Source organism: Nitrospira sp. Nam74, assembly GCF_965152615.1.
Genome location: NZ_OZ224220.1, coordinates 4,115,002 through 4,129,880, shown reverse-complemented (window position 1 = coordinate 4,129,880; position 14,879 = coordinate 4,115,002). Strand labels below are relative to the sequence as shown.

9 protein-coding genes are annotated in these 14,879 nt (G+C 48.5%); all 9 read left to right on the top strand.

All coding sequences use genetic code 11. The features are described from left to right. The first annotated feature begins 31 nt into the window (after window positions 1-31). Window positions 32-2,041, top strand: a complete 2,010-nt coding sequence (locus ACWHYZ_RS19505; RefSeq protein WP_447984328.1) for a hypothetical protein — start codon at window positions 32-34, stop codon at window positions 2,039-2,041. A gap of 842 nt (window positions 2,042-2,883) precedes the next feature. After that, on the top strand, window positions 2,884-6,204 hold the full coding sequence (locus tag ACWHYZ_RS19500; protein ID WP_447984327.1) for a hypothetical protein: 3,321 nt from the start codon (window positions 2,884-2,886) through the stop codon (window positions 6,202-6,204). 91 nt (window positions 6,205-6,295) lie between these two features. Further along, complete coding sequence (locus tag ACWHYZ_RS19495) at window positions 6,296-7,120, top strand: class I SAM-dependent methyltransferase (RefSeq protein WP_447984326.1); 825 nt, start codon at window positions 6,296-6,298, stop codon at window positions 7,118-7,120. Window positions 7,121-7,150: 30 nt separating this feature from the next. Next, window positions 7,151-8,074 (top strand): Rieske (2Fe-2S) protein, encoded by a 924-nt coding sequence (locus ACWHYZ_RS19490; protein ID WP_447984325.1) that lies wholly within the window; start codon window positions 7,151-7,153, stop codon window positions 8,072-8,074. A 177-nt stretch (window positions 8,075-8,251) separates the two neighbouring features. Then, window positions 8,252-9,751 (top strand): hypothetical protein, encoded by a 1,500-nt coding sequence (locus ACWHYZ_RS19485; protein WP_447984324.1) that lies wholly within the window; start codon window positions 8,252-8,254, stop codon window positions 9,749-9,751. A 106-nt stretch (window positions 9,752-9,857) separates the two neighbouring features. Then, window positions 9,858-11,408, top strand: a complete 1,551-nt coding sequence (locus ACWHYZ_RS19480) for a GMC oxidoreductase (protein ID WP_447984323.1) — start codon at window positions 9,858-9,860, stop codon at window positions 11,406-11,408. A gap of 63 nt (window positions 11,409-11,471) precedes the next feature. Beyond that, complete coding sequence (locus tag ACWHYZ_RS19475) at window positions 11,472-12,338, top strand: NAD-dependent epimerase/dehydratase family protein (RefSeq protein ID WP_447987619.1); 867 nt, start codon at window positions 11,472-11,474, stop codon at window positions 12,336-12,338. After that, complete coding sequence (locus tag ACWHYZ_RS19470) at window positions 12,335-13,231, top strand: glycosyltransferase family 2 protein (protein WP_447984322.1); 897 nt, start codon at window positions 12,335-12,337, stop codon at window positions 13,229-13,231. The genes ACWHYZ_RS19475 and ACWHYZ_RS19470 overlap by 4 nt, the downstream gene beginning before the upstream one ends. A 33-nt stretch (window positions 13,232-13,264) precedes the next feature. Next, window positions 13,265-14,860: a B12-binding domain-containing radical SAM protein gene (locus ACWHYZ_RS19465; RefSeq protein ID WP_447984321.1), complete on the top strand. Its 1,596-nt coding sequence runs from the start codon at window positions 13,265-13,267 to the stop codon at window positions 14,858-14,860. Window positions 14,861-14,879: the final 19 nt, after the last annotated feature.

Here is a 14,879-nt window from a genome sequence, read left to right as displayed (position 1 = left end):
TGTGAGGGCGAACCGACGCCTTGAAGGACAGGTGTCGATATGGTGTGTAGGTGGACTGGTCGTTCTCTCTTTTGTTCAATTGCTCACCATGTTTCTTCCCTTCTTACGTGGCGACCTTCTGATGATGAACGAACACTTCGATGTGCCGGAACACACGCTGTTGGGCGGGAAAGATGTTTCGAATACCGAGTACATCAATAATCACCACCTGGGAGGGTTGTTGAAGTATGACCCCAACATAGACCATGGGGTTTCCCCCATGCCCCGGCCCGGGACATTTGTGGACGTCCCCAAAACCGAATTGCTTGGGGAGTTCATCAAGAAGAACAGGACAAAATACTACTATAACGAGGCGCTGCACGCCTTGGTCATTCACGGTCCTATGTCTGCCGATGAACGGAGTGAATTGAGCGCTATGGTCCCGCACGAACAGTCGGGGAAGATCATTTCCTTGTATTACAGTTCCAGGGATCAGTCTGAACGGCTAGCTAACCGGCTTTACAGCGCTGAAGAGTTGGATTTTCTAGCGAAGAATCGCTTGGAGTTGCATTGGCAGATCCTCAACCGGTGGGTCATCCATCACCATAATTTTGTCCTTGGTCCCATTAATGAATACTCACTTGGTAAGCCTCTCAAAGACATCAATATCCAATATGGGATATTGAGCATCGTGCTCATGAAACATGTGCTCGAAACAACGGGTGGCATCTCCTATGAGAATTACTTTCAAAAATGGTACGCATTCTGGCCGCTCTATTACATCTTGTTCATCGGGCTCGCCTTTTTAATATTGCGTGACGTTTATTACGTTGCCTTTACCTGCCTCCTGGCGTTCGGTTTGATAAACAAGATCGACTATCAACACTTGTTTCTCGCCCCAGGACTGAACCCCGTACGTCATGTGTTCGACATTCCGGTCATTGCGTGCATCTACCTCTATTTCAAAAACGGCAGAACTGGCCTTTTAATTCTGGCCTCACTATTAGGGCTGGTCAGCATCCTCAATAATCAGCAATTTGGGTTGTTCCTTGTGGGCGCTCTCTTCGTCACGCTGCTCGTAAAGGCCCTTCAGAACAGAGGAGCGACTTGGTGGCGTGAAATCGTGTGCGGATCCCTAACATTGGTAACTTCGGGCATCATCGTAAAGGTCGGTACCTTCGGTAAAAATGAAATGGCCTCATACTATTTTGAAGGGTTCTTAGGGAATCTTATAGACCCCAGCAGACTTATCGTTACGATGCTGACAATTAGCGCGTGTTATGTGGTACTCCTGAAGCTTGAGAGCGCGTTAAATGAATTGAAATATACCGCTCTGTTTCTGCTCGTCTATTCGCAAGGTGTATTGATTTATTACATCTGGGGGGGGGACGACAAGCATTTGCTCAACATTGCATCAATCCTTGCTTTAGCCGGGGCAGCATTCATCAAACTGGTTATTGAGTACAGTTCTTGGAAGCGCTTTGAGAAAGTGCTGGTCGGGGCCCTTATTGCAGGGGTCCTCCTTACTATCTATATCCCAGGCCTTCGATCCTACTATACGACGCGGCACGAATATGACAGTATTTTTGTGAATCATAAGACCTACGATTGGAATCTGGAGGCCGCAAAGTTTCGCTCCACCATGGATCCGGCATATTATGTTGACTCAATCTCTCTGATCCAACAATATGCGCCCTCCGATAATTCGATTCATCTCATCTCGAAATACGACAATTTCTTGCCGTTTCTCGCTAAAAAATATAGCGCCATGCCGTTTTTTGACCTTCAGTGGTTTCTCCTCACCGCCAAGGAAGTGAACCTCTGTATTGAACGTATTAGAACTGACAAACCCCGCTACTTGTTTGTCGATACGGACATTGAACGCGACTTTAATGGCGAGATTCTGTTGGCAGAGCTCAAATCTATCGGTCAACCGGCCGAAGAATCTTTACAGCGCGTTCAGAGATTGAACTTGTTAAAGGATATCTTCAAGGCGGTAAAGGGAGACTATATGCCTGCCCAAAAAGGGGTTTTGCTCACCGTGTACAAGAGGACGTCTTAAACGCCCCTGAACCGCATCGTTCTGTAGAGTTGCCATTGATCCTGTAGAACCAGGCTATGCTGCTTCTCATATTGATTACGATAATGGCACCCAAGTCTCTCCCACCTATATGGGACTGATGTATGAGGACATGAAGGAACTGCCAGATCATGCGAAGGAAACTAGGGCTGTGATGAAATTTGTTAACCGGCATTGGCAAAAATCGCATATGCCTTAGTCGGGCTAGACATTGTTTTCTCCTGCACGCTCTTTGCGTGTCGATACTAGCCACCCTTGGTATCACGGCGTCCGACTTCATTGTATGGTGGTGTTTAAAGAACAGAGAGTTCATTAGCCTGACATACGCCTTTGTCTTGAACACGACTTTTTTAAAACTCAGGAAAATGTTTTTGAGAGCATTCGGCAAGTTCCTGCCTGTCCTCATGCGCGAGCATGGTACCACTTACTTTTCTAGTGAAATTTCTCCAACGGCCTCAGGTGTCCAGCCAAAGGCTGTCGGTGTGTCATGCAATCGCCTGCAGTCACTTTGGTATTGCAAAGTTACATTCAGGGTTCGGCTTCAATGAGTGGTTTGTCGGTAGAGTGTTCCAAAACGCGCGAGCCGCAGACGGTACTTTACCGGTATTATTCCAGCGATGGTGCACGCCATTCCGGGGCGCCGCCCGAAATAGCGCGGCATCTTCCCGGTTCGGCAGTCGGCATATCCATGTGCGTTGCATAACAGTTGTAATGAAGAAGGGATGCATATCATTTACCGGTAAAAGAGCCGCTCCCATTCGAATTTCAGCGATCATGAAGTGGGCGAGCCTTCAGCAAAGGCGCAGATACGAGGAAGCGTTGAGATGAATAGGATCTTTGAGAGATTAAGCCGTGAGCATCATCTTTGGGCAGCAGCAGGCGCACTCATTGCCATTTTCTGTCTCGTGCTTTGGTGGCAGGTACCTTTCGGCGACCGGCAGGTTGGTCAGGCCCATATTACATTAGGCCAATTAAATGAGATTGTTTTTGATCCGCCTCTCGAAAAACTCCCTTCATCTTATGACTTCATTTCGGTCGCGATAAGATTGAACTTTATTCCGTACCGTAGCAAAGAATACCAGGACGTATTTCAAACAGCGAGTCTAGATAGTGGAATGCGACTGGAAGTATCGCCTCAGTGCGATATCAGCTTGATTGCAAGTTTGGTGGACGGGCCTACAACGATTCTCTTAGCCCACTGCGAATTTGATCGCCCCTTTGATCTCGAAATGGCCTTTGATGAGAAGGGCGTGTTCCGGGGGACCGCAAATAAAGAGGTAATAGCTGGTGGCCATCATATTTCAAAGCTCATGGCGCGTTTTGCCGATTTTAAATATAAGAATGGGTATAACGGAAAGAGACCGTTCTTAGGAGAAATATTAGAATTTGACCTCCAGGCTAAGTTCTTCAGGCACCCTGACGCTCTCCTCGCTAAGATAGCAGTTGTCGCCGCTTGCCTGGCTGGCATTCTTCGCCTTCTTGCCTCTCTTTTAAAAAAACATTTCTTAGTTGCCGCAGTACTGCCGATACATCCGGGTGCCAGGACATTTCTTTGGACGTATTGGTTTGTTTGTAGCCTCGGTTTAATTGGGATCCTTTATGGCATATCCCGGCAACTACAACTTAATTTATTGTTAACCACTCGATCGGCAAGTTACAACCAGTGGGCCCTTCCTTGGCTGTTCCAGGGAAAACCGCAGGAGCTTGCTTTTGTAGCAGGAGCGTGGATTGCCCTATTCCTTTATTACATCACTCTATACACTTTTGTTCCTAAAGGAGGTGGACTAAATGAGTTTCGAGTAGAAATCATATCTAACGGTAAAAGGCTGTTTTACGTGTTGATTGCGGTGCTGTTGATTGCGGTGAATGGATTTGTTTTTGCATGGTTTCGCGCAAAAAATAACCCGGTTCTCTCCATTACCTCCTTCGTACTCGTCCTCCTCTGGATGTTCACCGTAATTTTTCCCTTGTTTGCGCTCTCCGATGCGCGGGCTAGTGTTACGCGGGGCCGTGCTGTCTGCGAGAATCTAGTGGGGCGGATGAATCAATGGGTTCAATCACGTACTGCGTTCGTCATTGTAGCGTCTATGTTGGGTCTCGTGTGCTTTCATCTGGCTTTTATTTTTTCCCCCTTTCTTGTGGGGCAGCTAAAAATCATCAACGAATATCTGGACATTCCTGAATATACTTATTTAGGTGAGACGCTCGTTGGCAATACGGAATACATCAACAGCCATCAGTTGGCGGGGTTAAATAAGTATGACCCGCTGCTTGATAGGGGAAGGACTCCAACGCCCAGGCCGAGCATGTATGTGCATGTTCCAATGACAGAGATGTTAGAGTCATTCATTAATGATCATGACACGGCCTATTACTACAATGATGACTTGCATGCATTAGTAGTCAATCGCGGCATGACCTCGGAAGAATACAGCCAGTTGGCTTCGATCTACCCGAACACGCAGGACGGACACAAAATAGCTCAACTGTTTCAAACATCCAGGAAGGAACATCGAGCTCTAATGAAAAGGGAGTATACTCCTACGGAAATGGAATTCTTCGGCAAGAATCGTTTCGAAATGCACAATCAGATTCTGAACAGATGGGTGATTCATCATCATAATTTCGTTCTTGGCCCCATTAGCGAATACGCGAAGGGAAAACCTCTCAATGATATTAACGCCCAATATGGTTCCCTAAACGTCGTGATAATGGCGAATTTGTTAAAGTGGGCCGGCGGAATTTCATACGCCAATTATTTCCTGGTTTGGTACTGTTTTTGGTTGATCTACTTTGCTTTATTTGTTGGCTGCGCCGTGCTGCTTTTTCGGAATGTCTTTTATGTGACCCTCGTCTGCGTTTTGGCTTTTGGCTATATCATAATGATTGACTTTCAATTTCTTTCTCTAGGGCCTGGACTAAACCCGATCCGCCATTTTTTTGATCTCCCTGTCCTCGCTGCTCTGTGCATGTTCATACGAAAGCGCAAAATTGGATTCCTTATAGGAGCAGTATTATTTGCTGTGTTAGGAATACTGAACAATGTTCAATTCGGCTTAGCGCTCGCCGTGGCTTTGGCAGCCACGGTTTTCATTATGGCGGCGGTCGACGGGGAAATTGTGAGTGTTCGGACGGCAGCTATTTATGGTGGATTGGCGGCGCTTCTGATGATTGGTATAGGACATTTATTGTCTGCGCCGCCCTCTGGCCCAGCAAAGAACAGCATGCTGACCTACTACCTGGCAGGGTTCGTTGGTCCTCCCTTGTCTGTGAACCGTTTGGTTTGGACCATGATGGCTGTGAGCGCGGCGTATTTCTGTCTTGTGTATTTCGAACACTCAGCCAAAGACACGAAATACATTAGTATGTTGCTGTTGTTCTATTCTCAAGGTTTGTTCCTCTATTACACCTGGGGCAGTACGCCGCCTCATATTTTGAACATCGCCCCGATTTTGGTGTTGTGTGCAGTCGGATTTCTCAAAATCTTTCTCGAAGGTGTAAGGGCGGAGAAGTTTCAAAAACTGATTGTTCTCACACTCACAATAATTGCTATCTGCGCCGTGTATATTCCAGCATCTTTTGCCTATTACTCCGCGAAGCAAACGTTCGACAATGTGTTTGTGGATCATAAGACCTATCAGTGGACACTCAAGACCGCTAATTTTGAGTCCACTATGGATCCACAGCCATTCCTCGACTCCGTATCTCTCATCAAAGAGTTCTCAGGCGCCGACCCCGCTGTTTATATCATCTCAAAGTATGATAATTTCATCCCGTTTTTAGCTGAAAAATACAGCGCAATGCCATTTTTTGACGTTCCTTGGTTCTTGATCACAACCAAGGAGCTCAACCTTTGCATACAGCGCTTGGTGGACTCAAAACCCTCCTACATTTTTGTCGACTCGGATATTGAACGCAGCCTTAATGGAGACATAGTCGTGGGTAGATTCCCCATTGAAGGAAATTATGAAGACGGAATTGGAATTGAATCTCGTATGCGAGTTGAAAGACTCAATTTGCTAAAAATGATTTACTCTGCAATAAAGGATGAGTATGAGCCGGTAAAAAAAGGGATTTTGCTCACTGCCTATAAAAGGAAAAAGGAATCATTAATCGAAGACTTCGATTCCCATGGCCGAAACTAAGCCAGCCTACATGACCCGATGTTGCCCAGTCTGTGAAAGTAAGCAGATGGGTTCGAGCCCAAGCTGTTGCTCCACTCCTGCGGCAGAATCGATGAGCATTGAGACGTTAAAAGAGCACTGGAGCGGATTTTTTCGAGACAAAGTCTTCTTTTCCTATTACCGGTGCAACAATTGTAAAGCTTTATACTGCCCAAAGTTTTTTTCGAATGATCAGTTGACTCAGCTTTACAGTGTCATGCCCCACAACATGGCTGGGCTACCATTGAAGGCATTGCAAAGGACCCAACAAGGGTACTTTGAGATTCTTAGACGGTTTTCTTCATTAGAGGGAGACTATCTCGAGGTAGGCCCGGACCAAGGATTTTTGGCGCAACTTTGCGCACAACAAGGCAGGTTCAAGCACTTTTGGCTGTTTGAACCCAATCTAACGGTCCACCCGGAGCTAGAAAGGAAGGTTGCCGGGATACCCCATAGGATATTCGCTGGCATGTTCGATTTCGCTGAGATCCCAAAGAGTCGTATTTCGGTATTAAGTATGGTTCACGTTCTCGATCATCTGGTAGAACCTCGACGCATTCTGGAAGACATGAAGCCCACGCTCGTGGATAATGCCGTCGTCGTATTTGTCACTCATGACGAGTCATCTTTGCTCTGCCGACTTCTTCAAAAAAAATGGCCGCCATATTGTCTTCAGCATCCACAATTATTTAATCCCAACACAATCACGCGGCTTCTTGATTTAGCCGGCTATCAGGTTCTTTGTGTTAGAAAATCTCATAACCATTATCCGCTTGGATATTTGCTTAAACACGTAGCCTGGGCCGTCGGTGTTCGTGCCATGTGGCTCCCGGATTGGTTCAGGCTTCCTCTAAGACTTGGCAATATTATTACGGTTGCTACTCCGTCCAGAAGATGATCCATTTACAATTCCCTTTGGCAAGCAGCCATGAAACGAAATACAGACCAACTTATCGCCCAGCTTAAGGCGCAAGGCCTCTATTTCTCATCCTTTTCCTTGGAGCACGAAGGGACTTACGCTGCAGCTGATGCGGAATGGAACTATAAAGATATTCCTCATCTCCATTGTGTGCACGAGCTAGTGGAAGCTATCATTTCCCATGCGAGCACGCATGAAATTGCGACGATCAATATCCAGAAAGTTCTCGGATTGAAGGTACCCATGGCAGTGTTTAATTATTCATTCGATGAGCGGACTCAGATTTATTATACGACCTTTCTATTCTTTGCCTTAATCGTTGAAACCACATACGACTCCTTAAGTGAGAATCAAGCAAGGGTTGTGACTAGGTATAGCATCGGAACGCCTAGGGCCCTGCAGTTTTTGTTTCCGCTCATCACTTGGGTTATAAAAAGAAATTACAAGAATCTTATGTCGACCGACATACCCATGCGGCAGCGCCGAGGCCAACTGCGGTCATGGGGCTATACATTTTTAAGGCCTCCAGATGGATACGGCTTTGAACAAACGATGAACCTGTCGTGTGCAAATGTGATCCTTCCAAAAGAAGCGTCCTCCTTCCCACCCGTTCAGTTGAAGATTGAGGCTGACCAGGGCCTACAGAATGAATGGCTGATTGGACGAGATGATCACTTAGGATTAAGGTTGGTGCGGCAAGATAAGAAGCTTTGCGTGTTTGCCCGCATGTGTCCGCACGAGGGCGCGAGTTTGGACCCACATCCGTGTGTGAGAGGAAGGCTTACTTGCCCTTGGCATGGGCGAGTATTTCCACCTATTGCACAGTTCAACTTGCTATGTTCGGACATTCAAAGAGTTTTAACTGACTTCCACGAAATGAGTCTTGAGAAAAATGTCTTGAGTATAAGTATCAAAGAAGTCGTTAAGGCTTGATCCTTTGTTTCCTCTGTCCTTCCACATTGCAGCGGTCAAGAAACTCAAGCTAGGCAACAATATGGAGCTGTTTGTGGCTCAACAGCCCGTCGATATTGTCCTGTATAGACTGAGCAGAATCGGTCGCGGTTGCGAGTCGACTGCTGTGCACTTATAACGATGAACGCTGGAGGCAGAATGAGGTTTCTGAAGGCGGTCTATTATATATGTGCCACTTTATTGTTGGTGGCCATCGCCTTCAATACGCTAGTTTCCGAGGGGGATGCCAGAGGTGGATATGGATTTTTCGCCACCGCGTTCCTGCTGATCTTTTCCTATTATTTGGTGTTTGTACGCCAGGCGGCTGATGGTCCAGTCGAAATCCTAAAGCCGGTGTTGTTTTTCAATCTCGTAATTGTCGTGCTGTTTTACTATTCAGGATTCGAATTTGGCTTCAAGCGTAATGATTTCAAGGTTGGCTTTACCTATAGCAATTTTTGGGACTTTTATTACCAGGCCCTAACGGCGGCAGAGGGAACTTTTGAAGCGGTGAATACCGGCTATTTTCCATTTTCTTATGCGCTATCTAAGCTATTCGCAGTCCTTGCCGGCTGGAGGCCAGGATTTCATAATATTAGATCAGGGACCATACTCATTTACTTCCTATTCTTGGTCGTGTTCCTTTCGCCATTGGTTCTCCTCGCGAGGGAGATTCTCGTCGCCAAGGGGCTCAGGGGTGACGCAGTCTTCTTTCTAGGACTGTTCCTTGCCATTTGCTATCCGGTCCTGTTCGCCATTGAGAGAGGAAACTATGCGATCATCTCGTTTTTCTTCCTTTCACTGATGCTGTATTTTTACAATCGTGGGAAGCTTCGTTGGTGTGCCGTATGCGCCGGTTTTCTGGTATCTCTCAAGGTTGTGAACCTCCTATTTGTAGTGTTTGTGGCCCGTTACTGCTTCCGCCAGCTGGGTGTGTTTCTAGGCGTTGTCGTATCCGTAACGTGTGCTTCTCTGATAGCTCTTTTCGGATTCGACTTCGCGAGGTGGGCCATCTTTAAATATGCGCTCGTGGCGCCCTTTGGTCATATGGTCCCGGATGTTGCGCAGCAGCTCTTCGTCACCACCGACGGGGGGAAGTTGCAAGGGGGTGCGGCTGGTATAGAAGCTTTTCGCGTGCTTTTACGCACGCTGTTCCTTTCCGTCAATGCCAACTTAACCTCTGATATACCGGTGTGGAATCTTTTCCTATTGGCCATGGGAGGGGCTTTCATTATTTCCTTTTATGTTATATGCCGTAAGACCGCCGATTGGCTGGACGAAGTAATGGTCTTGACGACGATCCCGCTGCTGTTTCATTCGGCTTCCGCCGAGTACAACCTATTGTTGTTGATGCCGGCAGTGATGCTCGTCGCCTCTAGGGAAGCAACCCTATACAACCATACCATGCTCCGTTTTTCAGGTCTGTTCCTGATGCTTTCAGGTGGAATCGTGATATCGCTGGTAAAGGTAAACACTGAAGGGATGTTTAATAGTGCTACCCCGAAGAGTTTCTTAGTTCCCTTCTCACTGCTCGGTATCCTAGTCACAATCTATATGAGAAAAACTTTCGAAGGTTTACGACCAGACGCGCAACCGGTTCCTACGGGGAAAGATGAATCATGCGGGCGAAGATATAGGTTTGTTGCCCCACAATCTTAAGCGCGTCCACTAAGCAGTGGGGCGTTGTCACTGCAATCAAGGTTGTCGGGTAATGCCGACAAATGGAATGGTTTACGTCGTAGGATCGGGTCCATCAGGCGTGTCTGTGGCACATGCTCTGTTGAAGCAAGGAGCAGAAGTGACCATGCTCGATGCCGGGGTGGAACTTGAGCCGGAGCGCTCTAAAGTTCTTGATACCCTTTCATCCAGCACACCGGATAAATGGTCGGAGACCTCTCTGTCACTGTTAAAAGGGCATGTGGCGGGCTATGTGCGCGCAATGCCCAGAAAGCTGTCGTATGGATCGGACTTTCCCTACCGGGATGTCAAAGGCGGTCTTAAGGTTATTCAGTCAGGGGTCGAGGTCGTTTCGTCCTGTGCACGTGGCGGATTGAGCAATGTTTGGGGAAGCGCTGTGCTGCCCTATCGTGCAGGGGACATTCGAGATTGGCCAATCAATGTCGATGAACTTGCGCCACACTATCAGGCTGTATTCGATTTCATGCCTCTCGCCGCCCAACGGGATGACCTTGAAGGTGAATTCCCTCTGTATTCGCGACACTATGCGCCGCTAAAGCCGAGCAGCCAAGCCAGAGCGTTGATGTATGACTTGCATGCGTCACGAGAAGTGCTCAGAAAAGAGGGGATCCGGTATGGCCAGGCACGACTCGCCGTTCAAGCCGGCGCTTTCCCAGAGCAAGGGGGATGTATCTACTGCGGAATGTGCTTGTATGGCTGTCCACGAAAGCTGATTTACAATTCTGCTCAGAGCGTTGAAACCCTGAAGGCTCAGACAGGGTTTGACTATCGTACCGACGTGGCTGTAGATCGCGTGGTCGAGAATGCAAATGGAATTGAATTAGTGTGCCGCCATCCGTCAAATCAGCTGCCGTTTACTCTTCGCGGAGAACGCGTGTATCTTGCCGGAGGAGTCATAGGCACCGCGAAGATTATGTTGGCATCTGTCGGCGCTTACGGCAAGCGATTGACGATCAAGGACAGCCAATACTTTTTGCTGCCTCTCTTACGTTTCAAGCGTACTAAGGAAGTAGCCCGCGAGCCCCTGCATACCTTGGCTCAAACATTTTTTGAGATAGGCGCGTGCATCCCTCAAGGGAATCCGGCGCATCTCCAAGCCTATACCTACAATGACCTATATCAACGCACTCTTGAAAGCCGGTTCGGGGCGCTTTTTCAGATTAGCGGACGACTGTCTGATTCATTGCTCGGACGGATAATCATCTTGCAAGGATATCTACACTCGAACGATTCATCCGCCCTTTCGGTTCGACTTGAACATCGCGAGGTTGCGGATCAACTAGTATTGGAAGCAATGATCAATCCCCGGTCGAAGGCCCATGTCGAGAGTATTAGCCGAAAACTACTCAGGTGCAGCCGACATTTGCGTGCCGTGCCTATCCTTCCGCTTCTTCAGATAGGGAAACCAGGCCAAGGGTCCCATATTGGCGGAACATTTCCTATGCGACGTTCTCCTGAAAGGTTTGAGACCGATGTCCATGGTCGATTTTCGGGAATGCGGCGAGTCCATATTGTTGACGCAAGTGTGTTCCCCAGTGTTCCCCCCACGACGATCACGCTCAGCGTCATGGCCAATGCTCATCGTATTGGCAGCTTGTATGCGCCGGCAGTCAATTAGATTCGCCGACATTTACTCTGATTTTAAAGAGATGCAGTGCCATGGCGCCACGGGTGGTTGAAGATGAAGCGTAAATGTGCTGTGACAGGAGCTAATGGTTACGTCGGCTCCAGGATCGTGACGCACATGCGAAGTCATGGGTGGGACGTGCTAGAGTTGACCCGAACCCCTGCCCCGCATCGGCAGGCTCAATGTGCCTTTTACTCATTGGAAGACGGTATTTCGTCAGACCGACTTCAGGGCGTCGATGCGCTAATCCACTGCGCCTATGACTTCCACCCCGTTATACAAAACGATATCTGGCGTATTAATGTAGAAGGGGCGGCTCGCTTATTCGATTCAGCCCGTAAGGCGGCCGTGCATAAAGTTTTGTGCGTATCGACAATTAGCGCGTATGCTGGCTGCCGATCACTCTATGGAAGAGCAAAATTGGCTATTGAAGATGAAGCGCTTAAAGTGGGTGCCGTCGTTGTCCGTCCCGGACTTGTCTACGGCAGAAACGCTGGAGGCATGCTTGGCTCTTTGAACCGAAAGGCGACTTGCTCCAAGGTGGTCCCTTTGATCGGTGATGGCTCGTGGAGGTTGTACCTGGCCTTCGATGAAGACCTATGTGCGCTGATGTACAGGCTTTGTGAAATGAATGGCGATCAGCCCCTTGGCGCTATTACGGCGGCATGTTCACGAGGGAAGTCATTTAAGGAATTACTAGTAGATCTCGCGAGGGCACACGGTAATCATCCAGTTTTCGTCCCTGTGCCATGGCGTATGGTCTGGCTTGGACTTCGGCTGATGGAGTCACTGAGAATTCGAATAGATTTTCGCAGTGACAGCGTGCTCGGGCTTGTGTATCCTAACCCACGGCCCTCTTTCAGGGAATTACAGGCCGTAGGCATGACATTTCGAAATTTCGATCCGAGCTTGTTGCAATGATTTCGGTTATCATTCCAGCCTACAACGAAGAGCCGGCAATCGCGGGGACCGTTGATGCTTGCGTGAAGGCGCTCGCTCAATTGGGTGGCGAATACGAGATCATCGTCGTCGACGATGGCTCATCGGACAATACCTCAGGCGCGGCGGTGGCGGCTGGTGCTCGGATAATCCGGCATCCTCACAACCTCGGTTACGGCCGTTCCCTCAAGGATGGGATACTTGCAGCTACCTACGATACCATAGTAATTGCCGATGCAGATGGGACGTACCCGGTGGACCGTATCCCAGACCTTTTCCGTGCGCATCTCGCCGGATTTCATATGGTCGTGGGTGCCCGACAGGGCAAACATTATGACGAATCATTCGGCAAAAAGATGCTTCGCGTTCTGCTGAAGGCTCTGGTCGAGTTTACGGCAGGGCGAAAAATACCCGACATTAATTCCGGATTGCGAATATTTTCACGACAGGACATCGTGCCGTACTTTCAGTACCTATGTGAGACGTTCAGCTTTACGACGTCTCTTACCTTGGCGTACATGATGAATGGAATGTTCGTGACATATATCCCCATTGAGTATCAGAAAAGGGTGGGGATGACAAAAGTTAGACTGTTTAGGGATTCGCTTCGTACACTGCAATTCATCGTCGAAGCCATTTTGTATTACAATCCGATTAAGATCTTTCTGGCCTTCTCAGTCTGTCTCGTAGGACTCGCCTCAGTATGTTTTCTTGATGCTATCATATTAGGGCATCATAGTGCGTTTTTGCTGGGAGTCGGATGCGTCACGCTGTCGGTCTTGATGTTCGGTATCGGTTTGGTTTCCATTCAGTTGAAGCAATTGCTACACTTGCAAGACACGGAGCGGACAGCGCCGAATCGGGCGGCCAAGTAATGCGACATTATCGAGACGAGTGAGCGCCGTACTATGTCTAAAGTACTTCTTATCAATCCGTCCTATATTGCAAGTTATGGGTCGGCTAAAGCCAGTATTACCAATCCAGTACACCCGACCTTGGGGCTTATGACCATAGCTGCCGTGGCTCTTGAAAGGGGCCATGACGTCAATATCTTGGATCTTAGTTTCCGGTCTTATGACTGGAAGCTAATCCGGTCGGAAATATTGAAGTCGAAGCCTGATATCGTCGGCATTACCGCGACGACTCCATTGATGAATCAGCTGCGAGACATTACCGTTCTTTGCAAGGATATTTCCAAAGATATATTGGTCGTCGGCGGTGGAGCTCATATCTCGGCAATGCCCCTGGAAAGCATGGAAGAGAGCATGCTTGATCTTGCGTTGACCGGGGAGGCGGATATTACATTCGGAGAGATTTGTGATGGGAGTGATCCCAAGCGCGTGCTCGGTTTGTATTACCGCGATGCCGAAGGGACGATAACCTATACCGGTCCTCGGCCTTTGATTGAAAATATAGATGACCTCCCTATACCAGCATGGCATTTGTTTGATGCAGGGGAATATAAGAGTAGGATGAGCCGCTTATTGGCAAGGCGACCTCCTGTGACCATGGCGGAGTTTTCGCGAGGGTGTGTTTTTAAGTGTGACTTTTGTGCATCAAAGATGACGATGGCATTGGGCTATAGGAAAAAATCGCCCGAACGGTGCGCGGAAGAAGTGAGAGTCATGAGCCGACTGGGGTGGCGCGAGTTCATGCTGGCGGACGACATCTTTACTTCAGATCATAATTGGGCTGTCCGTGTCTGCAATGCCATTACTGCGAGTGGAGTCGATATGGCCTGGTCCTGTACGAACGGAATTCGCGTCGAGTCTGCCGACGATGAACTGTTCACGGCCATGCGTAGAGCCGGCTGCTATCGGGTATCCTTTGGATTTGAGTCGGGTAATGATGGCATTCTTAAGTCGTTCGGCAAAGGGGGTAAAGCAACTGTCGAACAGGGCAAAGTGGCTGTACGCAAGGCACGGGCTGCCGGCATTGATACTAACGGTTTCTTTCTCTTGGGCTTATCGCCGGATACCGAAGCGAGCATGCTGGACACCATTGAATTTGCTCGTGCCTTGGAACTGGACATGCTCAAATTCGGTATCACAATCGCTTTCCCGGGCACGCCTATGTTCAACGATTACGCTCGTGAAAACTTGGTGAAGTCATACGAGTGGGACGAATACCACATCTACACGGAGCGTCCGCTGTTTGCACACCGCTATTTAGATTACGAGACGATATTGCGGTACATGTCAATTGCTTACCGCAGGGCAATTCTGACGAACCCTAGCTTCATATGGAGAAGGCTTGTACGGGGTATCCGTACCGGAGAATTCTTTTGGGATGCCTACTATGGGATTAAATTTGCGCTCCTCCCGGCTACCGGTGACTGCAAACAATCGAGTGAATATTACGCCAAGCATCGCTGGCCTCGGCACGATTACGAAGCTCACCCGCTTGTTATAGTGGATTACCAAAAGGCTACGAAGAGACACGACCATCTCCTCAATCCCGCGGCATCCCGCTCCGCGTCCGTCGGTGCCCCGGGCGGGATTTGACGGTTGGTTAGGGCATGTA